Origin of the sequence: Nesterenkonia sandarakina (assembly GCF_014138825.1) — a bacterium.
In the GTDB taxonomy this organism is placed as follows: domain Bacteria; phylum Actinomycetota; class Actinomycetes; order Actinomycetales; family Micrococcaceae; genus Nesterenkonia; species Nesterenkonia sandarakina.
This window is the reverse complement of sequence record NZ_JACJIH010000001.1, coordinates 1686315-1708997: the sequence shown is the minus strand read 5'-3', so window position 1 is coordinate 1708997 and position 22683 is coordinate 1686315. Positions and strand designations below refer to the sequence as shown.

22 protein-coding genes and 1 pseudogene are annotated in these 22683 nt (G+C 64.8%); 12 read left to right on the top strand and 11 right to left on the bottom strand.

Going from position 1 to position 22683, the window contains the following annotated elements; translation table 11 throughout:
- Nucleotides 1-9 precede the first annotated feature (9 nt).
- A complete protein-coding gene (locus HNR24_RS07710; protein WP_182495490.1) occupies nucleotides 10-303 on the bottom strand; it encodes a DUF3253 domain-containing protein in 294 nt (97 codons plus the stop codon).
- Nucleotides 304-356: 53 nt separating this feature from the next.
- Nucleotides 357-1535 (bottom strand): acyl-CoA dehydrogenase family protein, encoded by a 1179-nt coding sequence (locus HNR24_RS07705; RefSeq protein ID WP_058888319.1) that lies wholly within the window; start codon nucleotides 1533-1535, stop codon nucleotides 357-359.
- A 188-nt stretch (nucleotides 1536-1723) separates the two neighbouring features.
- Here HNR24_RS07705 and HNR24_RS07700 point away from each other — a divergent pair, with 188 nt between their 5' ends.
- From HNR24_RS07700 to HNR24_RS07655, 10 genes are all read left to right on the top strand, one after another.
- The gene (locus HNR24_RS07700; protein ID WP_083504742.1) at nucleotides 1724-2521 is read left to right on the top strand and encodes an enoyl-CoA hydratase/isomerase family protein; all 798 of its coding nucleotides are present in this window, start codon (nucleotides 1724-1726) and stop codon (nucleotides 2519-2521) included.
- 30 nt (nucleotides 2522-2551) lie between these two features.
- Nucleotides 2552-3706 carry a TAXI family TRAP transporter solute-binding subunit gene (locus HNR24_RS07695; RefSeq protein WP_083504860.1) on the top strand — a complete coding sequence of 385 codons (1155 nt, stop codon included), beginning with the start codon at nucleotides 2552-2554 and terminating at the stop codon, nucleotides 3704-3706.
- Nucleotides 3696-5702, top strand: a complete 2007-nt coding sequence (locus HNR24_RS07690) for a TRAP transporter permease (protein ID WP_182495489.1) — start codon at nucleotides 3696-3698, stop codon at nucleotides 5700-5702. Before HNR24_RS07695 ends, HNR24_RS07690 begins: the two co-directional genes overlap by 11 nt.
- Before the next feature lie 15 nt (nucleotides 5703-5717).
- Complete coding sequence (locus tag HNR24_RS07685; protein ID WP_058888322.1) at nucleotides 5718-6536, top strand: enoyl-CoA hydratase/isomerase family protein; 819 nt, start codon at nucleotides 5718-5720, stop codon at nucleotides 6534-6536.
- Between the two features lie 81 nt (nucleotides 6537-6617).
- The gene (locus tag HNR24_RS07680) at nucleotides 6618-7526 is read left to right on the top strand and encodes a 3-hydroxyacyl-CoA dehydrogenase family protein (RefSeq protein WP_182495488.1); all 909 of its coding nucleotides are present in this window, start codon (nucleotides 6618-6620) and stop codon (nucleotides 7524-7526) included.
- Nucleotides 7527-7574: 48 nt separating this feature from the next.
- The gene (locus HNR24_RS07675; protein ID WP_182495487.1) at nucleotides 7575-8789 is read left to right on the top strand and encodes a CaiB/BaiF CoA transferase family protein; all 1215 of its coding nucleotides are present in this window, start codon (nucleotides 7575-7577) and stop codon (nucleotides 8787-8789) included.
- The gene (locus tag HNR24_RS07670) at nucleotides 8786-9247 is read left to right on the top strand and encodes an acyl-CoA thioesterase (RefSeq protein WP_083504744.1); all 462 of its coding nucleotides are present in this window, start codon (nucleotides 8786-8788) and stop codon (nucleotides 9245-9247) included. Before HNR24_RS07675 ends, HNR24_RS07670 begins: the two co-directional genes overlap by 4 nt.
- Before the next feature lie 56 nt (nucleotides 9248-9303).
- Complete coding sequence (locus HNR24_RS07665) at nucleotides 9304-10533, top strand: acyl-CoA dehydrogenase family protein (protein ID WP_182495486.1); 1230 nt, start codon at nucleotides 9304-9306, stop codon at nucleotides 10531-10533.
- A 43-nt stretch (nucleotides 10534-10576) separates the two neighbouring features.
- Nucleotides 10577-11776 carry an acetyl-CoA C-acyltransferase gene (locus HNR24_RS07660; protein WP_182495485.1) on the top strand — a complete coding sequence of 400 codons (1200 nt, stop codon included), beginning with the start codon at nucleotides 10577-10579 and terminating at the stop codon, nucleotides 11774-11776.
- On the top strand, nucleotides 11776-12348 hold the full coding sequence (locus HNR24_RS07655) for a 3-hydroxyacyl-CoA dehydrogenase family protein (RefSeq protein WP_182495484.1): 573 nt from the start codon (nucleotides 11776-11778) through the stop codon (nucleotides 12346-12348). The genes HNR24_RS07660 and HNR24_RS07655 overlap by 1 nt, the downstream gene beginning before the upstream one ends.
- 64 nt (nucleotides 12349-12412) lie before the next feature.
- Here HNR24_RS07655 and HNR24_RS07650 read toward each other — a convergent pair whose 3' ends face one another.
- The 3 genes from HNR24_RS07650 to istA are packed head-to-tail and all read right to left on the bottom strand — an operon-like array spanning nucleotide 12413 to nucleotide 14807.
- Nucleotides 12413-13033, bottom strand: a complete 621-nt coding sequence (locus tag HNR24_RS07650; protein ID WP_259392578.1) for an ATP-binding protein — start codon at nucleotides 13031-13033, stop codon at nucleotides 12413-12415.
- Between the two features lie 15 nt (nucleotides 13034-13048).
- Entirely contained in the window at nucleotides 13049-13174 is a 126-nt protein-coding gene (locus HNR24_RS14030) for a hypothetical protein (protein WP_259392424.1), read from the bottom strand.
- Complete coding sequence (gene istA, locus HNR24_RS07645) at nucleotides 13167-14807, bottom strand: IS21 family transposase (RefSeq protein ID WP_182495483.1); 1641 nt, start codon at nucleotides 14805-14807, stop codon at nucleotides 13167-13169. The genes HNR24_RS14030 and istA overlap by 8 nt, the downstream gene beginning before the upstream one ends.
- Before the next feature lie 146 nt (nucleotides 14808-14953).
- Between istA and HNR24_RS07640 the strand changes: the two are divergent.
- Nucleotides 14954-15286: pseudogene (locus HNR24_RS07640) on the top strand (3-hydroxyacyl-CoA dehydrogenase family protein); the annotation flags it as partial.
- A gap of 19 nt (nucleotides 15287-15305) precedes the next feature.
- Here the strand turns inward: HNR24_RS07640 and HNR24_RS07635 are convergent.
- The 6 genes from HNR24_RS07635 to HNR24_RS07610 form a co-directional block, all read right to left on the bottom strand.
- A complete protein-coding gene (locus HNR24_RS07635; RefSeq protein WP_182495482.1) occupies nucleotides 15306-16259 on the bottom strand; it encodes a LysR family transcriptional regulator in 954 nt (317 codons plus the stop codon).
- Nucleotides 16260-16394: 135 nt separating this feature from the next.
- Complete coding sequence (locus HNR24_RS07630) at nucleotides 16395-17783, bottom strand: SPFH domain-containing protein (protein ID WP_182495481.1); 1389 nt, start codon at nucleotides 17781-17783, stop codon at nucleotides 16395-16397.
- A gap of 360 nt (nucleotides 17784-18143) precedes the next feature.
- Entirely contained in the window at nucleotides 18144-18764 is a 621-nt protein-coding gene (locus HNR24_RS07625; RefSeq protein ID WP_058888329.1) for a TetR/AcrR family transcriptional regulator, read from the bottom strand.
- Nucleotides 18765-18785: 21 nt separating this feature from the next.
- A complete protein-coding gene (locus HNR24_RS07620) occupies nucleotides 18786-20117 on the bottom strand; it encodes an AMP-binding protein (protein WP_058888330.1) in 1332 nt (443 codons plus the stop codon).
- Nucleotides 20118-20119: 2 nt separating this feature from the next.
- Entirely contained in the window at nucleotides 20120-20596 is a 477-nt protein-coding gene (paaI, locus tag HNR24_RS07615; protein ID WP_182495480.1) for a hydroxyphenylacetyl-CoA thioesterase PaaI, read from the bottom strand.
- 141 nt (nucleotides 20597-20737) lie between these two features.
- Nucleotides 20738-21778, bottom strand: a complete 1041-nt coding sequence (locus tag HNR24_RS07610) for an NAD-dependent epimerase/dehydratase family protein (protein ID WP_182495479.1) — start codon at nucleotides 21776-21778, stop codon at nucleotides 20738-20740.
- 101 nt (nucleotides 21779-21879) lie between these two features.
- Here HNR24_RS07610 and HNR24_RS07605 point away from each other — a divergent pair, with 101 nt between their 5' ends.
- Nucleotides 21880-22671: an AMIN-like domain-containing (lipo)protein gene (locus HNR24_RS07605; RefSeq protein WP_182495478.1), complete on the top strand. Its 792-nt coding sequence runs from the start codon at nucleotides 21880-21882 to the stop codon at nucleotides 22669-22671.
- Nucleotides 22672-22683 lie beyond the last annotated feature (12 nt).

The window sequence follows — 22683 nt, the reverse complement described above, 5'->3', positions numbered from 1 at the left end:
TCCTCTGCTTCAGGCCGGCTGTCCGGTGTTCTGCCCAGCCGCACGACGCCGGATCCGGATCGGGCCGCGGGCCGTGGTCAGGTCGACCACTTCTCCGCGCTGGGTGATCTCCACGGCGCCTGCAGCGACGAGGCGCCAAGCGGCGGCGCGCGCCGCGTCCATCTTCTCCCGCCACTGCTCACCGCCCACCGCGCGGGCGGCCTCGGAGGGACAGATTGTCGCGGTCGCAGCCCGCTGGGCGAGCAGCTCGAGGATCGCGCGTTCCATATCGCGGTCGGAGATCGCGGAATGTGGTTCGTCCATGGCTTCAGTCTGTCGCAGACGTCAGCTCGGGGTAAGTCCGAGCGCAGTCTGCCTCAACGAAAGGCGGAGTGCCCGGTGAGGTGCTGGCCGAGGATCAGGCTGTGCACCTCATCGGTGCCTTCGTAGGTGCGCACAGACTCGAGGTTGTTCGAGTGACGCAGCGGTGAATATTCAAGAGTGACACCGTTGCCCCCGAGCATCGTGCGCGCCTCTCGGCACACGTCGATCGCGATCCTGCAGTTGTTGAGCTTTCCCACCGAGATCATGTGGTTCTCCAATCGCCCCTCGTCCTTGAGCCGACCGATTCGCAGCGCCAGTAGCTGCCCCTTCTGGATCTCCAGGGCCATGTTCACCAGCTTCGCCTGGGAAAGCTGGTACGCCGCAAGCGGCTTGTCGAACTGAACCCGCTGCTGCGAGTACGCCAGGGCGGCCTCGAAGCTGTCCCGAGCAGCTCCCAGGGCACCCCAGATGATCCCGTAACGGGCCTCGTTCAGACAGGAGAAAGGGCCTCGCAACCCAGGGTTCTTGGGCAGGATGGCATCGGACGGGAGCTTGACGTTCTCGAGAGTGATATCGCACTGGATGGAGGCACGCATGGAGAGCTTCTGCTCGATAGGAGTTGCGGTGAACCCGGGAGTGTCGGTGGGGACAAGGAAGCCACGGACCCTCTCGTGACCACTTTCATCGAGAACTTTCGCCCAGATCACAGCCACGTGGGCGATTGAGGCGAGGCCGATCCACCGCTTGGCGCCCCGGAGGGTCCACTGGTCACCCTCGCGCACTGCTGTGGTCGCCATGGTCGACGGATCCGAGCCTGCGGTGGGTTCGGTCAGTCCGAAGCACCCGATGATCTCGCCGGCAGCCATGCCCGGAAGATAGCGCTGCTTCTGCTCCTCGGATCCGTGCTTGGCGATCGCGGACATGGCGAGCGATCCCTGGACTGAGACGAAGGTGCGCAGACCAGAATCACCGGCCTCGAGCTCCTGCATGGCGATGCCGTACTGCACCGCGGACTTCCCCGCGCAGCCATAGCCCTGGATATGCATGCCGAGCAGACCAAGCCTGGCCATCTCGGAGATGATCTCCTGCGGAAAGTGCGCGTCTGCGTACCATTCGGCGATATTCGGACGGATGCGCCGATCCACGAACTCGCGAACTGCCATCTGGGTTTCGCGCTCTTCGGAACTGAAATCTGCTTCGACATCGAGCAGGTCGGTCGCGGCTTGGTTCATGAGGTCCTCCTCAAGGACGGGCGTGATGGGGTTCCCTTCAAGGATTGCTCACTTGTGACCCAGGCAACACTTCCCGAAGAATAATGACCGTATAGGTATCAATGGACGGTTGATTAGGTATTTGAAGTTTATGAGTGGCCATGGAAGTGTGATCTGCACGACATTTTCCGTACACATTGGAGTCCTCCATGCCGCAACCGTTTCCCGCTGACACCTCGGCGCGAGTGCGTGTTCGACGTGAGGGCGCCGTAGCCGTGGTGGTGCTTGACGATCAGCCCCGCGGCAATGCGATCGGGTCCCGAATGCGTTCCGAACTGCGTGCCAAGCTGACTGCTCTTGCGACGGAACCGAGCGTGCGGGCACTGGTTCTGACCGGTGCGGGGGAGTGCTTCAGCGCAGGCGGAGACCTGAGCGCGATGCCTCCTCGCAGCTTCGACGATGGTGTCGCCCGCATGGGAGAGGTCACGTCCCTCATACTCCAGTTCGCGGCCCTCGAAAAACCAGTGGTCGCCGCGGTGACCGGGCCCGCAGCCGGTATAGCGGTTGGTCTGGTGTGCTGCTGCGATGTCGTCGTGATCGATGACACTGCGCGGTTCCTGTTCCCGTTCACCCGATTGGGTCTCACAGCAGACGGAGGACTGACGCACTCGCTGTCCCAACGCGTGGGAGCTGCTCGGGCGCGCAGGATTCTGATCGAAGCCGCGCCGCTGACAGCAACGGAGGCTCTCGCCATGGGTCTCGCCGATCATCTGGCCACGGAACAAGGCGTACTGCACGCCGCCGTTGACCGCGCCGAGGAGCTCGCGAGCCGCGCTCCGTTGGCCGTCGCTGCCGTCAAGCGTGCAGTTCGTGAGGCCTCCAGCACGTACCAGGAGGCCCTCACATTCGAACGGGACCACCAGCCGGCACTGTTCGGCACCTCCGACTTTCTGGAAGGCAAGCAGTCCTTCCTCCAAAAGAGGGCTCCTTCCTTCTCCGGGCGCTGAGCGCCGACCTCTGTAGATCGAAAGGCCACGATGAAGACAGCGAAGATCCGTTCAACTGCCCTGAGCGCCGCCGCACTGCTCTTCCTTGCCGGATGTGCCAGCGGCGACGCTGCTGATCCGGCAGACCCCGACGCCCTGCCGGAGCAATCGGTGTGGTCCACGTACAGCGTGGGCACGGGCACTTACAACGACCTCGCTGCCATCGCGAACACGCTGACCGGGGAAGAGGGGCTTCAGGTACGGCTGATGACGTCGGACACCGGCATCGGCCGACTGGCCCCCCTGGTGAACGGCACCGCAGACTATGCCCGGGCCGGGGACGAGTATTACTACGCCTTCGAGGGCGACTATGAGTATGCCAACGAGCAGTGGGGGCCCCAGGACGTGAGCCTGGTGTGGGCGCCCCTCGGCTACTACGGCTTGTTGGTCCGAGCGGACAGCGGCATCGACTCCTTCGAAGATCTGGAGGGCACGAAATTCCCGGATCTGACAGCTAACACCTCCATCAACAACAAGATGGAGGGCTTCCTCAACTATGGCGGGCTGACCGGCGACGACGTCGAGAAGGTTCCCATTTCCTACGCCGAGCAGCTTGACGCTCTCGAGGCGGGTCAGATCGACTCCCTCTACCAGAACGTGGTCGGGTCCAACATCGAGGAGCTCGCCTCCACGACCGATGTGAAGTGGCTGACCTTCGACGACCAAGACCCGGACCGCTACGAGACCTGGGACGAGCTCATGCCCATGGTGAACGTCGGTGAGGTCACCGACGCCCCCGGAGTGGAGGAGGGCGAGAGCGCCCAGGTCCTGGAGTACACGATTCCGATCACCACGATGGGGGACCGAGACCCCGAGGAGGTCTACCGCCTGGTGAAAACGATCGTAGAGAACTATGAGCACTACGAGGACACCACGCCGGACACTCCGCAGTTCTCCCTCGACGCGGTTCTCAAGGAACCTCTGGTGGTTCCCTTCCATGCCGGCACTGTCCGCTTCTTCGAGGAGCGGGGCGTATGGACGGAGGAGCTCGAGGAGAAGAACAACGCACTGATCGAGCGTGGCGAGCGGATGCGGGAGGCCTGGCCCAACGTTGTCGAGTCGTCCTCAGAGGAGGAGCTCGCAGGAGACTGGGCCGCTTGGAAGGCCGACGATTTGGGCAACGAGAGGACTGGCGATGAGAGCTGAGAACCGAGTGACGCCATTCTGGCGGACGGTAGTGATCGTGCTGACGGTCCTGGGTGTGCTGATCGCCATGAATCAGGTCTTCTTCTGGAACGTGGGCGGACTGGGCCTGTTGAGAAACTCGTACCTCTATCTGATCCTGGGCGTGTTCCTTCCCGTGGTGTTCATCGTCAATCCCCTGCGAAAGATCCCGCTCGCCCAAGCAGCGGAACAGTCGGAGGATGCGTCTGGTGACGACGTCGCTCCCAAGGAACGCCCGGTTCAGGCTTTCGATGTCCTGCTGATGGTGGTTGCGGCGAGCGCCTGCGGCTATTTCGCCGTCAACGGGACGCGGATCTATGACTTCGGCTGGGAGTACATGGCGCCCACCGCCGCGACGGTCGCAGCGTTCCTGCTGTGGATCGTGGTGCTCGAGGCGCTGCGCCGGACCGGGGGAATGATCGTCACCGCGATCGCCCTGCTGTTCTCGCTCTATCCACTGGTGGCGGCGGATCTTCCTATCGGCGTCCTCCAGGGTGTCACCTACGACCTCAAGACCCTGGCACAGGTGCACACCATGGGAGCCGAGAGCCTGCTGGGCCTGCCCATCCAAACCGCAGCGACCATTCTGATCGGCTTTCTCGTCTTCGGGGTGGCCCTGCAGCACACCGGCGGGGCAGACTTCTTCCACAAGCTCTCCATGTCGATCTTCGGCCGCTACCGAGGCGGCGCGGCGAAGGTGTCTGTGGCGAGCAGCGCATCAATGGGCATGATGAGCGGAAGCGCCGTGTCCAACGTCCTCACTACGGGACCCATGACCATCCCCGCCATGAAGCGCTCCGGATTCAGCCCCACCTACGCCGGAGGGATCGAAGCAACGGCATCCTCCGGCGGGTCCATCACACCGCCCATCATGGGTACCGCAGCGTTCCTGATGGTCTCCTTCGTGGGAGTTCCCTACACCGAGATCCTCATCGCCGCGGCCATTCCTGCAGCACTCTTCTTCCTGGGCATCTACCTCCAGGTGGACGGTTATGCCGCCCGCAAGGGGCTGAAAGGCGTATCGCCGGCCCTCCTGCCCCGTACCCTGGTCACGCTGCTGCAGGGCTGGCCCTACATCCTGGCGCTGGGTCTGCTGACCGGGATGCTCTTCTTCACGAATTCCGAGACCCAGGTGCCCTACTGGGTGATCCTGGTGCTTCTGGTCGTGGCAGTCCTGCGCCCAAGCCAGAAATTCGGACTCCGGGAGTTCGCCGAATTCCTGGTGGCGGCCGGCCGGACGCTGGGCAACATCATCGGGATCATCGCCGGCGTCGGCCTGATCGTCGGAGGCCTCACGGCGACGGGGGTGAGTCTCTCTCTTGCCCGCGAACTGGTCGCAGTGGTCGGCGACAACGTGGTGCTCATCCTCATTGCCGGCGCCGTCACCTGCTTCATCCTCGGCATGGGGATGACGATCTCCGCGGCGTACGTGTTCCTGGCGATCGTGATGGTTCCAGCGGTCATCGACCTCGGGGTCAACCCGCTCGCTGCGCACCTGTTCGTCATCTACTGGGCATCCGTCTCCTACATCACCCCACCCGTGGGTCTCGCCGCCTTCGCCGCGGCAGGCATCGCCAAGGCTTCCCCCATGGGTACCTGCGTGGCCGCCATGAAGCTGGGAGCGGTGAAGTACATCGTTCCGTTCGGATTCGCCCTCAACCCTGCGCTCGTGGCACAAGATTCCCCCGGGCGGGTGCTGCTCGCGTTCGCGCTGAGCATCGTGGGCGTCTATGCCCTGGCCTCCGCCATCGAAGGCTGGACGGTCGGCTTCGACCGCCGGATGCCCGTCCTGGGTCGCCTCGCGGGCGCCGTCGGAGGGTTCCTGCTGTTCATGCCAGCGCCGCTCAGCGCGGTCCTGGGACTGGCGCTCGTGGCTGTCAGCCTCATACTCGCCTTCCTGACCGTGAAGCCCCGGACCCCCTCCGACGACGGTGCTGCCCCCGCCCAGATTCCCGCGTCTGCGACAAGCGTCGCCTGATCGAAAGGACCAGACATGACAGAGACCACCACCACCAGCGCCAACGGTGCTGCCGCCGGGACAAGCGTCGTCACCACGGAGATCAGAGGCGGTGTTGCTGTTGTGACCGTGAACCGCCCGGAGGTGCGCAATGCGCTGAACTTCGGCGTGCTGGATGGGATCGAGGCCGCTCTGAACGCGCTCGAGCGCAACGATGACGTCGGTGCCATCGTGTTCACCGGTCACGGAGAGAAGGCGTTCGTCGCCGGTGCGGACATCAACCAACTCATCGGCTACACGCTGCGTGACGGGCTCACGGCCCGGATGCAGCGGTTGTGGGACCGGATCCAGGAATCTGATCTGCCCACCATCGCAGCGGTCAACGGATTCGCACTGGGAGGGGGCAACGAACTGGCGATGTCCTGCGACATCCGCGTGGCGGCGCAGAACGCTCAATTCGGCCTGCCCGAGACCAACCTCGGAATTCTTCCTGGCGCCGGAGGCACCCAGCGGCTGTCACGACTTGTCGGCCTGGGCCGGGCGCAGGAGATGATCCTCACCGGCCGCATCATCGACGCGGAGGAGGCACTGCGCATCGGGCTGGTGACCAACGTGGTCCCGGCGGAGGAGCTGATGGACACCGTGCTGTCCACGGCCGAGACGATCCTGGCCAAGGGTCCGTTGGCCGTGCGGCTGGCCAAGCTCGTCGTGCGCGGCGGCGCCGAGACGGACCAGTCCACAGGGCTGCTGCTCGAACGCCTGGCGCAGTCCCTGCTCTACGCCTCCGATGAGAAGGCTGAAGGTGCCACGGCGTTCCTCGAGAAGCGCCGAGCGCGATTCCGCGCCGAGGAGTGACATCCAGATCCCGATCGCTGATCCCGTGACCAACCCGGGACAGTTTCCGAGCACTTCAGCGAAACACCTCAAGGAGCAGATATGACGCCCGATTCGACCATCGACACCATCGACACCATCGACACCATCGACACCATCGACGACGTCCTCGTCGTCGGCGCTGGGGCCATGGGGACACAGATCGGTGCGGCCTACGCCCTGGCTGGCTACCGCGTCACCACAGGCGACCTGGCCCCCGAAGCTCTCGACCAGTCGCGGGACGAGGCGCAGCGGCGCCTCCGACGACTGGCCGAGAAGGGGACATTCAGCCGCGACGAGGTCGACTCGGCGCTGGAGCGGATGATGTATACGACGGACTCCCTCGAGGCGGCTCGGACGACCGACTTCGTGCTCGAGGCCGCCGTGGAGCGGATCGACATCAAGCGACAGCTCTTCGCCGACCTCGACGAGGCCGCCCCGGAACATGTGATCCTGGCGACCAACTCCTCGACGATACCTTCGTCCCTGCTCATGGATGCCACAGCCAGGCCGGACCGGGTGTGCAACATGCACTTCTTCAACCCGGCCCTGGTGATGAACTGCGTCGAGGTGGTGCGCAACCCACAGACCTCGGACGCAACCGTGGAGGCCGCTCTTGGGATGGTGCACCGACTCGGCAAGCAGCCTGTCCGATTGAACAAGGAGATCCCGGGGTTCGTCGCCAACCGTCTGCTGGGCGCCCTTCGGAACGAGGCTCTTCGGCTGGAAGCGGACGGTGTGGCCAGCTACCAGGACATCGATGTGGCCGCCCGGACAGCCTTGGGCCACCCCATGGGTCCGTTCGAGCTCATGGACCTGGTGGGGATCGATGTGTCGTACCTGATCCGACTTTCCGAGTACGAGCAGAGCGGGGACCCGGCAGACCTGCCGCACCCGTCCGTGCAGAAGCTCTACGAGCAGGGCCGCTACGGACGCAAGAACGGCCGTGGTTGGTATGAGTACGCAGGCTGAGCAGCCCCGACGTCGAACAGATGACAGAAGAATAGGAAGAGAGACGACATGAGTCGAGTCGATGACTTGGGTGTTCTGGAGGAGATCTTTGGTCGCCGTGGCACAGGGCCGCTGGCCGGCGTGGTGGTGGCGGATCTCAGCAGGGTTCTCGCAGGGCCCTACGCCACGATGCTCCTCGCCGATATGGGCGCGACCGTCATCAAGGTGGAATCCACCACCGGCGACGACGCCCGCGCATGGGTTCCGCCGCACCGGGACGGGGAGAGCACGTTCTTCCTCTCGGTCAACCGCAATAAGCAATCCATCGCATTGGACTTCTCGGACCCGGCGCAGCTCAGGGTCGTGGAAGGGATCATCGCTCGGGCCGATGTTTTGGTGGAGAACTTCAAGCCTGGAGGACTCAGGCGCTACGGCCTCGACTACGACAGCGTCAGCGCGTGGCGTCCTGATCTCGTCTACGCCTCCATCACCGGCTTCGGCACCGCAGGTGGAGCTGACCTTCCCGGCTACGACCTGCTTGCCCAGGCGCTTTCAGGGATGATGAGCCTCACCGGTAGCGCATCCGGTGAACCCTACCGCGCCGGCGTGGCGCTCTTCGACGTGATCACCGGACTCCACGCGGTCTCCGGCATCCTGGGGGCATTCCATGAGCGCCAGGGGTCCGGGACCGGGCAGCACGTCGAGCTCAATCTGTTGACCTCGGCGCTCTCGGGACTGGTCAACCAGTCCGCCGCCTACGTGGCCGGCGGCAGCGTCCCGACCCGCATGGGGAACGAGCACCCGAGCCTGTATCCCTACGAACCATTCCCCACTCTGGACAAGAACATGGTGATCGCGGTGGGGAACAACGGGCAGTTCGCCCGCCTGTGCCAGTGCCTCGGGGCTCCCGAGCTTGCTGTGGATGAGCGCTTCGCCACCGTGGGGGCGCGAAACGCCAACCGCGTGGAGCTGCGTCAGCTCCTGATCGATGGACTCAGCACGCGCAACGCCGCAGACTGGTTCGAACGGCTCAAGGCGGCGCAGGTGCCTTGCGCGCCGATCCTCGGGGTGGACGAAGGTGTCCACTTCGCCGAGGGCCTCGGCTTGGAGCCGGTGGTCATGGCAGGTTTCGGAGAGCGGGAGATCCCCACGGTGCGCCACCCGGTGGATTTCAGCCGAACCCCGGTCGACTACACCCACGCTCCGCCCCTCCTCGACGGCGACCGAGATCGCGTCCTGGCCTGGCTTGAGCGCGTCGAACCTGAAGTGCGGAAAGCCTCATGAGCGCCGTCCACCTCGTGGTGCTGCCCGTTCGCTGGTCGGATCAGGACCTCAACGGGCACGTCAACAATGCCCGTGTGGTGACCCTGATCGAGGAGGCGCGGATATCTGCGATCACCTCCTGGTTGGGCGAGGACGGCATCCCTGACCCAGCCCGGCCGCGGGTGGTCGTCTCCCTCAGCGTCGACTACCTGCGCCCCCTGGACCATGGACCGGAGCTGACGGCGCGTGTCTGGGTCTCGGCGATCGGCCGCTCCTCCTACACGGTGGACTACGAAGTGGTCCAGCACAGCGAGGTTGCGGTCCGTGCTCGGACGGTGCTCGTCCAGACAGACCCGGCCACAGGACGGTCCGCCCCGCTTCCCGAGCGCCTGAGTCGCATGCTCGCCCAGATCCTCACCCCACAGTCGAAGCCGGTGCGGCCCGGGGCTGAGCCCGGTGCCTCGACCGAACATCAGTGAACGCACGAACCCACCACCAGGCCGGGTCCGCCGACCCGTCGACGAAAGGACCAACTATGACCGCGACTACATCGACCCGGAGCGCGCCCGCAGCGGCCACCGGCACCACCACCAACGCCGACTACTTCCGTCTCGACGAAGATCTCAGCCCAGAAGAGATCGCCATCCGGGACAAGGTTCGGTCCTTCGCCGAGCAGCAGGTGCTGCCGATCATCAACGACTACTGGGAGCGAGCCGAGTTTCCCTGGGAGCTGTTGCCTGGACTGGCAGAGCTCGGCATCATCGGCACCACGATTCAGGGCTACGGCTGTCCAGGAATGAGCCGAAAAGCCGCCGGGATGGTGGCCCGCGAGATGTCACGTGCCGACGGCAGCATCAATACGTTCATCGGGGTACACGCCAACCTCTGTATGGGCAGCTTGAACATGCTCGGAAGCGAGTCGCAGAAGGAGCGGTGGCTCCCTGAGATGGCGCGCCTGAAGAAGACCGGCGCGTTCGCGCTCACCGAACCCGACCACGGCTCCGACTCGGTCGCACTGGAGACCAGCGCCCGCCGTGAAGGTGACACCTGGGTGATCGACGGGCACAAACGCTGGATCGGCAACGGAGATGCTGCCGACGTCACTGTCCTGTTCGCACGAAACGTCGAAGACGGGAAGGTCAACGCCTTCGTCGTGGAGAAAGACGAGCATCAGAATTTCCCAGCCGGGTACAAACCTGAACGGATCACCGGCAAGGTCGGCAAGCGGGCCATCCAGCAGGCGGATATCACCATCGAAGGTGTACGCGTTCCCGACGAGAACAGACTCACGGGGTGCAACTCCTTCAAGGACGTCTCTCGGGTGCTGCAGGCGACTCGCGGGGGAGCCTCCTGGGAAGCCGTGGGCCACGCGATGGCGGTCTTCGAGATTGCCGCCGAGTATGCGTCCAGGCGCAAGCAGTTCGGCAACGTCATCGGGGGTTACCAGCTCGTGCAATCGCGGCTTGCCAACATGCTCAGCGAACTCACCACGATGCAGCTTCTGTGCAACCGAATGGCTGAGCTCGCCGACCGTGGCCAGCTCACGAACGCGCAGGCCTCCATGGTGAAGATGTCGACCGCTCAGAAGGGCAAATGGATCTGCAACGAGGCACGCGATCTGCTCGCCGGAAACGGACTCCTGCTGGAGAATCACGTCGCCCGGCACATGACCGACATGGAGGTCGTCTCAACCTATGAGGGCACCGACGCCATCCAGTCCCTGCTCGTAGGACGAGACATCACCGGGATCTCCGCCTTCAAGTGAAAAGCCCCCGACAACCTGACCTCACGACAGATGGGAAGAGATAGTGACGGAAGCATTCTTGGTCGGCGGTTCTCGCACCCCGACGGGCAGCTATGGCGGCGCGCTGGCCAGCGTCCGCCCGGACGACCTGGCCGCCCTGGTGATCCAGCACACGGTGGCTGACGCGGGGATCGACCCTCACGACGTCGACGAGGTCATCCTTGGCTGTGCCAATGGTGCCGGAGAAGACAACCGCAACGTCGCCCGCATGGCCTGGCTGCTGGCGGGTTTCCCCGACACTGTTCCGGGGATCACCGTCAACCGGCTGTGCGCCTCCAGCCTGTCGGCGATCATCACCGCCTCACACATGATCAAGTCCGGGGCGGCTGACCTCGTCGTCGCCGGTGGTGTCGAGTCCATGTCCCGTGCCCCCTGGGTCATCGAGAAGCCGACCGCAGCCTTCGCAAAGCCCGGGGAGGTCTTCGACACCTCGATCGGTTGGAGGTTCACGAATCCAGAGTTCAAGAAGACCGACAAGTTGACCTACTCGATGCCCGAGACCGCCGAGGAGGTCGCGGTCGTGGACGGCATCACCCGAGACGATGCCGACGCGTTCGCCGTGGCCTCCCATGAGCGCGCCATCGCCGCGAGCGAGGCCGGTCACTTCTCGCAGGAGATCGTTCCCGTCACGGTGAAGGACCGCAAGGGCGCCGAGACGGTCGTAGTCGCCGATGAGGGTCCCCGACCGGGCACGAGCACAGAGGTCCTCGCGCGGCTGCGCCCCGTGGTCAAGGCCGACGGGATCGTCACAGCCGGCAACTCTTCCTCCCTCAACGACGGCGCCTCGGCGATACTGGTCGCCTCGGAGCGGGCCATCAAGAAGTATGGCCTTGCCGCTCGAGCACGGATCGTGGACGGCGCCTCCGCCGGGGTGGCCCCTCATCTCATGGGGCTCGGCCCAGTCCCGGCCACCAACAAGGTGCTCGAGCGCAGCGGCTATTCCATCGACGACCTCGGCGCCGTCGAGCTGAACGAGGCCTTTGCCACCCAGTCCTTGGCCTGCATCAGGCGCCTCGGGCTCGATGCCGGGACCGTGAACAACGACGGGGGCGCGATCGCCCTCGGTCACGCCCTGGGCTCATCCGGGTCGAGGATCACCACCACTCTGCTGGGGCGTATGGAGCGTGAGTCGGCACAGATGGGCCTGGTCACCATGTGCGTGGGGGTCGGTCAGGGTACGGCGATGCTGTTGGAGAAGGTCTGATGGATGTCGTCATGCCATCCGTCGTCGGAGTCCTCGGGGGAGGCCGTATGGGGGCCGGAATAGCGCACTCCTTCCTGCTGGCCGGATCGCAGGTCATCGTCGTGGAACGCGACGGTGAGTCTGCCAGAGCCGCTCAGGAAAGTGTCGAAAGAGATCTCAGAAAATCTCTTGAGCGAGGCGCTGTGCAGGGCAGTCTCGAGGAACTCACCGGACGACTCAGGACGAGCGTGGACCACGTCGACTTCGCGCACGCCGAACTCGTGATCGAGGCCGTCCCAGAATCTTGGGATCTGAAGGTCCACGCACTCCAGGAGGTCGAGAGTCATCTCTCCGCCAACGCCTGGCTGGCCACCAATACATCCTCTCTATCCGCGGATGACCTCGCTGGGCAGCTGTCGAACCCCGAACGGTTCTGCGGCCTGCACTTCTTCAATCCGGTGCCGGCCTCGAAGCTTGTCGAGGTCGTGCTCTCGAAGCCCACGCGCCAGGAACTCCGCGAGCTGTCGGTGGGCTGGGTGGAGGGGCTGTGTTTAGCAGGGGCTTTCGGTAGCGGGTGTGCATTGATCCGGTAGCGGGGGCACGGGTACCGGATAGCGCTGTGGTGACCCTGCCCCCGCTTCGGCTGGGGTTTGTGCCTCAGTCCTGTTCGGTGGTGTGGGTGTGGCGTCTCATGTTGGGCCCGTCGAGCTGGATGAGTTCGCCGGTGGTCACGATGCGGTTGAGGATCGATTCAGCGATGACTGCGTCGTGTAGGGACTTGTACCAGTCCTGTGGGTCGAATTGTGAGGTGACCAGTGCGGATCCTCTGCCTTCTCTGGCGGCGAGGATGTTGAGCAGTTCGCTGGCGGCCTCACCGGTGATCGGCGTGGTCAGGAAGTCATCCAATACCAGAACGTCACAGGTGTGGATCTGGGCCAGGAACGCCAGCCGCTGTGGGTCGGTGCGGTGGTAGACCGCTAGCTGGTTGGCCAGGTCATCGAGGCGGAAGTAGCGTGCGGTGTAGTCGTTGCGGCAGGCGGCGTTGACCAGTGCTTGGGCCAGGTAGCTTTTGCCGACGCTGGATTGGCCCAACACGATCAGGTTGGTGCTCATCTCGATCCATCGGCAGGCTGCCAGACGGCCGATGACCTCGCGGTTGAGGTTACGGCCGGGCAGGTAGTGGATCTCCTCGACACAGGCTGTCAGGTTCGGTGACCGGGAGGCTTTGAGCAGCTTCTGGATCCGGCGTTCGGCCCGTGCAGTGTTCTCTTGGTCCAGGGCGTGGCGGATCTTCTAGGAGAAGGTCCATTCGTCGTAGGCGGGGTCATTGGCGATGTCGATGGCGGCTTCGCCGAAGGCGGTCATCCGCAGTCTGGTGAACATCGGCATGTCATCGATGCTTAAGTGCTGGTCAATCATGGTCTACTCCGGTGGTTGAATTGTTGGTGTGGCCCAGGGCGTCGAGGCTGAACTGATCCGCCCCGCCCAGATGCGCTCTGCTGGTGTCACGGGCCAGCGGCGCCGATGCCGAGGCAGCGGGTGCCTCGGTGACGGTGGGACGCTGGTCGCCGCGGGCCCGTATGGCGGTGAGGCGGTGTTTGACCGCGGTGTAGCTGACCGGTCGTCGCCGCTGTTCTTCGGTGTCGCAGAGCTGCTGGCAGACGGCTTCGAGTAATAGTCGGTTGGTGCCTTTGCCGAGGCTGAGGATGTTCATACATGCCCGGAAGCCTTGGGCTTCGATGACCTTAGCGTCGAGCAGGCTGGTCAGCGCTTCGACGGTGTAGGGACCGACTTTGGCTGCTTGGCGCAGAAAATAGGCCCGGGTCCACAGTCCGGATACTGCCTCGTAGTAGGCCGGGGCGTGCTCAGGGTCGGTGACGTACCCGTGGCGTTGGGTGCCTTGCCGGTGGGAGGCGATGATCGCGCCATCGGCCATGATGTCGATGTCGAAGCCGCTGATGCGGGCCTCCACATTCTGGCCGGCGAATGCATGAGGCACCGAGTACTTGATCGTATCCAGCTGGATGTGCCAATCGCGGTGGACTTTGGCTCTGCGCCAGGCCACCGGCTGCCAGGGCTTCTCCGGCAGCTGCAGCAACTGGTGATGCTCGCTGGTCGCCAGCCACTGGTTTCGGCTGGTGTTCTCCCCGCGGAAGGGAGTGCGATCATTGATGACTTCCACAGCATCGGCGACCGCCTCGTTGAGGTCCTCGATGACGGCGAAACGCCGATCAGCCAACCGATGGATCACCCAGTTGGTGACGATCTTGACCCCAGATTCCACATGGCCTTTCTCGCGGGGCCGGTACGATCTGGTCGGTACCGCTGCGGTGCGGTAATACTCCAAGAAATCAGCGTAGGAACGATTGACTTCCCGGGTCTTGTCGTAGCGGCTGATCGCATTCGAGGCTGTGGAAGCGTTGTCGGGGATGATGACCTGGGCCACGCCGTCAAAGTATTCAAAGGCCCTGCGGTGAGCATCCAGCCAGGAGGCCAGCCTCTCATCCAGATAGCCGCGGGCGAAGAGCATCCCTGAAAACGGCAGGCTGGCCACAAACACCGAGACCCCGGTGACCTTGCCGGTGATCGGATCGACGATGCTCATTTTCGTCCCCGCCCAGTCGACCTGCATCGTATGGCCAGGCACATGAGCGATCGGGGCCGTCAGATCATGGGTGCGCACATGCTCGGCCACGATTTGGCAGAACCTCTCATACCCATAATGGCGCACTCCAGCAGGAGCATCAGTGTCGAGGTATCTGGCCCATAGCACTTTCAGCGGCGGTTTCTTCCGCCCGAGTCGGGCGTTGACCACCGCGTCAACATCGACCTCGACAAATAGCTCCGAGGAGGCTTTCCTGCCATCGGTGAAGAGCTCATCGAGGTCTTCGGCGCCCAGGCCCTCAACCTGCTCCACGGTGGTCAGGCCGCGTTCATCGACAGCCTTGCGGGCTTTGGCGATAGTCCGGTGCGAACACCCGGCCATCGCTTCGATCTCACGGTAGGAATAGCCCCGCACCAGCAGGGACATCACAAGCCGATAATCGGCCATAATCGATCCTTTCACTCACCCACGACACCAGTTGCCGTGAGGGTGAAAGCAATCCTGTTACAGCCCAGCCCGAAACGCTACCGGATCCTTACAGCACTGCTACCCGGTCGTTACGCGCGTGCTACCGAAAGGCCCTTCTATACAGGCTGGGCAAGACTCCAGTAGTGGTTCACGACTCGCCTGGTTTCGCATCCTCCCGCCTTGGACTGGTCATCGCCCTCGAAGCGATTCGGATGGTCGAGGAAGGCGTTGCCTCGCCCGAGAGCATCGATGACGCGATGGTGCTGGGCTACAAGTTCCCGATCGGTCCACTGGCTCTGACTGACGTGGTCGGCCTGGATGTGCGCCTGGGAATAGCGGAGTACCTCGAGTCCAAGCTGGGGGACCGGTTCACCCCGCCGCCACTCATGCGGGCGATGGTTGCCAGAAATGAGCTGGGGCGCAAGACCGGCAGAGGCTTCTACCGCTACGGCGAGTAGCCCTGCGAGGATGGCACCCTCATGATCGCTGCTGCGGCGGGCCCCCGGATGAGCCTGAGTCCGATCCCGTGTCCAAAGTGTCGGGAGGGGGAAAGACGGACTTGGAGATATCAACCACAGCACGCAGTCCCGGACTCAGATCGTCGCGTCGCCAGATCAGGCGCACCTCCACGGGCTTCTGCCGATGCCTCAAGGGCTTGTAGACAACGCCACGGGAAGGAACGTGATCACGCACGCTCGAAAGCGTGAGGGCAATCCCCATTTCCGCGCCGACGAGAACGACTAGAGTTCCGGAGTCCGGCGCCACCTGAACGATTCGCGGGACAAATCCGGCGTTGACGCCGAGAGCGTTGAGTCGATTCGGCAGAGTGGCCCCAGCCCCACCCGGGAGAACAATCCAGGACTCGTCGACGAGGTCTTCGGCCGCAACGGTGTCCTGGTCCGCGAGGGGGTGGTTCTCTGGAAGAGCGATCAGCAGCTCCTCCAGACCCACGAGCCGAGAACTGATCTCGGCAGGTAGAAAGTCCCAGCGGCCGATGACGAGGTCGAGGGATTTGTCTAGAACCTTCTGCAGTCCCACGTGGGAGAACTCAGAACTGTAGAGCTTCATAGAGATCCCTGGTCGTTTCCTTCGGATCTGCCTTGCGAGTTCCCCCACTGATTGATTGACGGATGCCCCGGCGAAACCTAGCCGGGCTGCTCCCACCTCACCCTGTTGGGACTTCACCACCACATCTTTGATCCGCTGTGAAAGCATGAGCATCTCGCGAGCGGGTTGGAGGATCGCTTCCCCTTCAGGTGTCAGAGTCACATTGCGAGTGTCGCGATCGAACAGCTTGGCTCCCAATTCCGCCTCCAACTGATGAATGAGGCGGCTCAGCGGCGGCTGTGCCATATGTAGGCGCTTCGCGGCACGTCCGAAGTGCAACTCCTCGGCTACCGTGAGAAAAGCCCTGGCTTTGTGAACCTCCATCCCGCCATGGTAGTCCCGGTGAGGGCAACTCCCATGGCGAACCGTCCGCTTGAGAGGCGAAGCTCAGTAGCGTCGCCGCCGCGTCAGCCAGGCGCAAAGTCGCCGCGCGAGAAGCTTTCGACGCTGCGTTGTTCGCTATCTTTCCTGGTCGACTCCAGTGCCCGTGTGATTGGACTCGGCCAGCGCCTCGCCCATGGCCGTTCCCTGGACCTTCGCCTGCAGGATCGAGCCGAGGTCGATCCCGGTGGCGGCCTCGACACTCTTGAACACCCCGGCCAGGGCCACGGAGGACTCGCCGTCGAAGTGCTTAGAGGCTCCGGAGTCGCCGGAGCCGCCGATCAGGGTCATCGAGCCGATGTTCGCGTAACCGGCGGCGAAGGACTCCATGAGCTGGGGCAGCACCGCCAGCGCCTCGCGGGCGAGCACCGCTTCCTGGTTCTCGCGCAGCGCCTCGGCCTCGGCGCGGATGGCGGCGGCCTTGGCCTCACCTTCCTCGCGGATCGCCGTGGCCTCGGCCTCGGAGCGGCGCAGGCGGGCCCGGGCCTCGGATTCGGCGACCAGGGCCTCGGCCTCAGCTGCCTTGGTGCGCTCGTAGGCCTCTGCGTCGGCGCGCTTCTGCTGCTTGTACAGATCAGCGTCGGCAACTCGTTTGACCTCGGCGTCTAGCTCGGCCTGGCGGTTCTCGGCGCGCTGCCCCAGCACCTCCTGGCGGGCCTTCTCCCCGGCCAGGGCTTCGGCCTGTTCCGCCTGCGCGCGAGCCTGACCCACGCGTGAGGTCGCGGCCGCCTGGTTCGAGTCGTACTCGGTCTCCTCGATCAGGTTCTGCTCTTGGTTGGCGATCCGCTCTTTGGCGATCGCGCGTTCGGCGTTGGTCGCAGCGATCTCTGCGGCCTGCCGCTTGGCCTCGATCTCCGGGGCGCCGAGTGAGGAGATGTAGCCGGAGTCGTCGGTGATCTCACGGATCTGGAAGGAGTCCAGCAGCAGACCCTGGGTCTGCAGCTCCGGGGAGATCGATTCTGAGATCTCATCGGAGAACTTCTGCCGGTCCCGCATCAGCTGGATGACCGTCTGCTGCGCCATCAGTCCGCGCAGCGCGCCTTCGAGCTGGTCCTGGGTGTACTCGACCACCGCGTTGTCCTGGGAGGCGAAACGCTCGGAGGCGGCCTTGACGTCTTCCACCGAGCTGCCGATCTTGACCAGTGCGACCGCCTCGGCGTTGATGGTCACGTTGTCGTGGCTCTGCGCGGTCACGGTCATCAAGACCTGCCGGGACCGCAGCGAGATGATCTCGTGGCGCTGCCGGATCGGGTTGACCAGCGCCCGACCGTTGACGATGACCTGCTTGGGGCGCGAGCCAGGAACATCGGAGCGCGAGGACTTGCCGGTGACCACCAGCGCCTCGTCCGCCCGGGCGACCTTGGTCCAGGCGCGCATGATCAGCAGACCGACCGTGCCGATGAGCACCGCGGCCACGAGCAGACCGACTATCAGAGCCAGCGTCCCACCGGTTGTCAGAACATCCATCCGTCAGTACCTCTATCTGCGTCCGTGTTGGGGGCCAGCGATGTGCGCCGGCAGGAGCCGCCCCGATCCGCGGGCCAGCGACCTGCGGAAAGAGCTAATCTTCAGGACTTTGGATCGGATGGTGCGAAAAGAGAGTTCACCTCGGCTGGTCAGCACCCAGGAGGGGGCACTGACAAGCCAAGATGAACCGAAACGTGTCCTGGAGACAACCTGACGCTAACCTGAACAAAATCCTTGGGTCAACAGGTCCAGGTGACTGTGACCCGCGAGATTTGGGCGCGGTGCAGGGGTGTGTGGACCGTCAGGCCCGTCGCGGCGCGGATGCAGGCAGTTGAAGAAGGCACCTATTGTGTCGAAGTTTCAGCCCTGCTCGGTGGCTCGCAGTCCGCCCAGGATCATCTGTTTCACGGTCTCGGCCAGGGCTGCGTCGGGGGCTCCGCCGACCGGGCGGTACCAGTCCACGATCGAGTTGATCGTGCCCATGGCCAGACGGGAGGCGGTGCGTGCGTCGATGTCCTGGCGCAGGTCACCGTCCTGCTGGGCCTGCCGGATCAGCTCCGCGATGCGCAGCGTGATCTCACGGCGCCGCTGCAGCGCCTTGAGTTCCATCTCGGAGTTCCCGCGCAGCCGCAGCAGCAGCGTCACATAGGGCAACGAGGTGGTCAGCACCTTCACCGATTCACTGAGGATCATCTCCAGCTCAGCCAGAGCGGGGGCGTCCAGTGCTTCAGCCTCGGTGACCACCCGCTCCAGCTCGGCCAGCGAGCGGTTCAGCGCGATGTCCAGGATCTCTTCCTTGGAGCTGACATGGTGATAGATCGCGGACTTCGAGATGCCCAGCTCGCGGGAGAGCGCCCCCATGGAGGTCGCCTCGTAGCCGTGGCGGTTGAAGGTCTCGACACAGACGGTGATGAGCCCCTCGCGGTCATAGCCGGGGCGGCCCCGGCGGGAGGCGGACGCCGTCGTCGAAGTGGTGGTCATGACTCCACACTAGCCGCGGGACTAGCGCGGCCGCTGATCATAGATCCGGCGCAGCTTGCCCGAGGAGCGCGCCAGCGAGCCTGGCTCCTCTACGCTGATCTTGCAGCTGGACCCGACCTTCACCTTGATCTGCCGCGCAAGCTCCGCTCCGGCTGCCTCAGCGTCTGCGGCGGAGGTCTCTGAGCGGCGTTCGATGTGCACGGTCATCTCATCCATCTTGCCCGGCCGGGCCAGGCGCAGCTGGAAGTGCGGGGAGAGCTCCTTGATCTCCAGGGCGATCTCCTCGATCTGGGAGGGGAACAGGTTGACCCCGCGCAGGATGATCATGTCATCGCTGCGCCCGGTGATCCGTCCCATCCGGCGGTGCCCGGGACGTTCGGAGCCTGGCAGCAGCCGGGTGAGGTCATGGGTGCGGTAGCGGATGATCGGCAGCGCCTGCTTGGTCAGCGTGGTGAAGACCAGCTCGCCGTGTTCTCCGGTGCGCAGCACCTCCTCGGTGATCGGGTCGATGATCTCGGGACGGAAGTGGTCCTCCCAGATCGTCGAACCGTCCTGGCGCTGCACAGATTCACCGGCCACCCCGGGGCCCATCACCTCGGAGAGGCCATAGATGTCGCAGGCCTTCAACGCGAAGGTCTGCTCGATCTCATGGCGCATCTTGTCGGTCCACGGCTCGGCGCCGAGCACGGCGACCTCCAGTGAGGTCTCCCGCGGGTCCACGCCGGCGGCACGGAAGGCATCGGCCAGCGCGAGCAGATAGGTGGGGGTGCACAGGATGACCCGAGGCTTGAAGTCCTGGATGAGCTGGACCTGCTTCTCGCTCTGACCACCGGACATCGGGATCACCGTGGCCTTGAGCTTCTCGATCCCGTAGTGGGCGCCCAGGCCCCCGGTGAACAGGCCGTAGCCATAGGCGTTGTGCACCAGATCTCCCGGGCGGACCCCAGAGTAGCGCAGACAGCGAGCAAGCAGGGTCGCCCAGTTCTCGATGTCCGCATCGGTGTAGCCCACCACGGTGGGACGACCGGTGGTGCCTGAGGAGGCGTGGACCCGGCGGACCTGGTCCATCGGCACCGCGAAGGCCTTGAATGGATAGGCCGCGCGCAGGAATTCCTTGTCGGTGAACGGGAACTTTGCCAGGTCCTCCAGGGTCTGCAGGTCCTCGGGGCCGACGCCGTGGGCATCGTAGAGCTCCCGGTAGGCCGCGACGTTGTCATAGGCGTGGCGCAGGGTCTGCTGCAGCCGGGTGAGCTGGAGAGCTTCGATCTCCTCGCGGCTCATCAGCTCTTCGGTGTCGGGCGCTGCGGGCTCGGTGGCGGGGATCGAGGCGGCTTCGGTGTTCAACAGGCTCATGGTCACTTCTTTCCGGGGGAGGCGATGGTGCGCGAGCGGCCACGGAAGACGCCGAGGAGGTCGTCTCCGCGGGTGATCTTGACGTCATAGACGCCGCTGCGGCCGGTGCTCGCCACCTCGGTCGCCTCAGCGGTGACCGTCTCGCCGAGCAGGGCAGGCTTCAAGAAGTTGATGTCCACCCCGGAGGCCACCGTGATGGTGCCCTCATCGAGGTACGGGTGGTTGCACGCCATGGCGAAGCAGGTGTCGGCCAGCGCGAAGAGCATCCCGCCGTGGGCGATGTCGAAGCCGTTGGTCATGTCCTCGCGGATCACCATGCTGATCCGGGCGTGACCGGGGTCAGCCTGCAGGACCACGATGCCCAGGGCCTGCGACGCTCGATCGTTCTCCAACATCCGATGCCGCGGCTGGGTCGCGCTGCCCGAGGCTGCGGTGCTCGAGTTCAGGACCTCGGGGGCGAGCTGGGTGGACTCCGTCATCGATGCTCCTCATCGCATTTCCAGACCGAATGGTCAGTAAGTCAACTCAAACACCGGAGTCGATGTGATGTCAAGCACAGGCGGGAGCCGTCCAGCTGCTGGCCCAGACGTCGGCGGACAGCGCCCCGATCAAGGGCTCGTCTATTCGCGTAGTGCCGCGGAGTACCCCGAACGGAGGTCCGGGTGCAGCAGCTCGCCGAGCAGGCGGTGCAGCAGGGACCCGTCCAGTGCCTTGCCGTGGCCCGCGCCTAGCAGATCCGAGGCGAACAGGTCTGCGCCAGAGAGGCCGGAATCAGTGAGCGCCACGCCTGACGGGGAGTCCGGGTGCTGACGGACCGGTGAATTCAGCGGCATCGAATCCAGCACCTGGGGATCGAGCCGCGGATCGCTCCACGGCCGGGGAAGGGCCAGCTGATCGGCCATCCAGTTGTGCACCACGCCCAGGGGCACCGGAAGCTTGTCCACCCCGAGCACCAGCTCCGGTGGCGCCGAGGAGGTCAGCAGTTCGACGGCGGCGCTCGCGGCGTCCTCGGAATGGATCCGGTTGGAGATCCTCCAGGCATCATGATCGTCCTGACCCGCGGCCTCACCCACCGACCCGGAGCGCAGCTGCCGGATCAGCCGGTCGCGTCCCGGTCCGTAGATCCCGGAGAGCCGGAGGATTCCACTGCGGGAGCGGGCCGAGCCAGCAGTCCCTGCGGCCCGCCAGTCCTGCAGCAGCGCCTCGGTGCGGGCCAGGATCTCCCCGGTGGGACTGGCGGGTGTCAGCGGGGCGGACTCATCCAGCCTGCCGGAGGCATCGCCCAGGACCGAGGTGGAGGAGACCAGGAGCACCTGCACGGACGCGGCGAGGCCGGCCTGGGTGATCCGGTCCAGCACTCGCTCGAGCCCGCGCAGGTAGACCTGCTCATAGCGTTCTGGGTCCCGGGTTCCGGCGGCGGGGGAGAACACCACCGCCGTGGTGTCCGCTGGTGGGGTCGGGATGCTGGAGTTCTCGGCGAGGTCCATGGCCGCGCCGTCGAAGGCATCCGGGAGACGCTCCGGGCTGCGCCGCCACCCGGTGACGGTGAAGCCTCGGTCCAGCAGCCGGTTCCCGATCCGGGTGCCGACGTCGCCGCAGCCCACTAACACGGCACGTGGAGCGGGGGAGTCGGCGGGCAGTGGGGCAGCGGAGGAAGTCATGTCCCGAGCCTAACGATCTCGCGCAGGATACGGTGATTAGTGCAGGTCAGAAGTCGAGATGCCAGTGAGCAACCACCCCGACCCCCTGAGATGAGCGCCGGATGATGAGCCCCAGAGACGCACTGCTTTCCACCGCAGCGATTGCCGCAGCGCTTGCGCTGAGCAGCTGTGGATCCTCCGAGGATGAGCTGCCACAGGATGAACCGACGCAGCAGAGCCCGGCACCCGCCGAGGACCCGACGGAGTCCACCGAGCCGACCGAGGCCGATGAGTCAGCCGAGGCCAGTGACACCGAGGAGGCCAGCGACCCGGCTGAGGAGTCGGACTCCGCCGAGCCGAGCGGGGACGCCGACGCTGATGAGTCCGAGACGGCTTCCCCGGAGGAGGACTTCGCAAGCGATGCGGAGGGCTCCGAAACGGTCGACCTCAGCGGCTTCAGCACCCAGCCCCAGGCCAGCGAGAACTTCGAGGACTATCAGCTCGATGTCGGCCACAACACGATCCAGGTGCTCAGCGAGGTCCGGCTTGGTTCACACGAAGGCTATGAGCGGATCGTGTTCGAATACGCGCTGGAGACCGACCTGGCGCATCAGGCCAAGTACATCGACCCCGGCACCCAGGGGGAGAACTTCTCCGAGGTCCGCGATGACGCGGCCGAGGCGATGCTGCTGATCGATGTCCTCGGCACCACCGGCGGGCCCGAGGCGGAGGCCGCGGCCTGGACCGAGTCCTGGACCCCGCAGACCGATGCGGCGATGGTCCGTGATATTCAACCCGGTGAGCTGCTCGGCGGGGAGTCCCAGCTGCTGGTCAGCCTGGACCAGGAGCGCGACTACCGGGTCCAGCAGCTTCAGGATCCGGTGCGGATCGTGCTGGACATCGCCCAGGACTAGATCGCCCCAGGC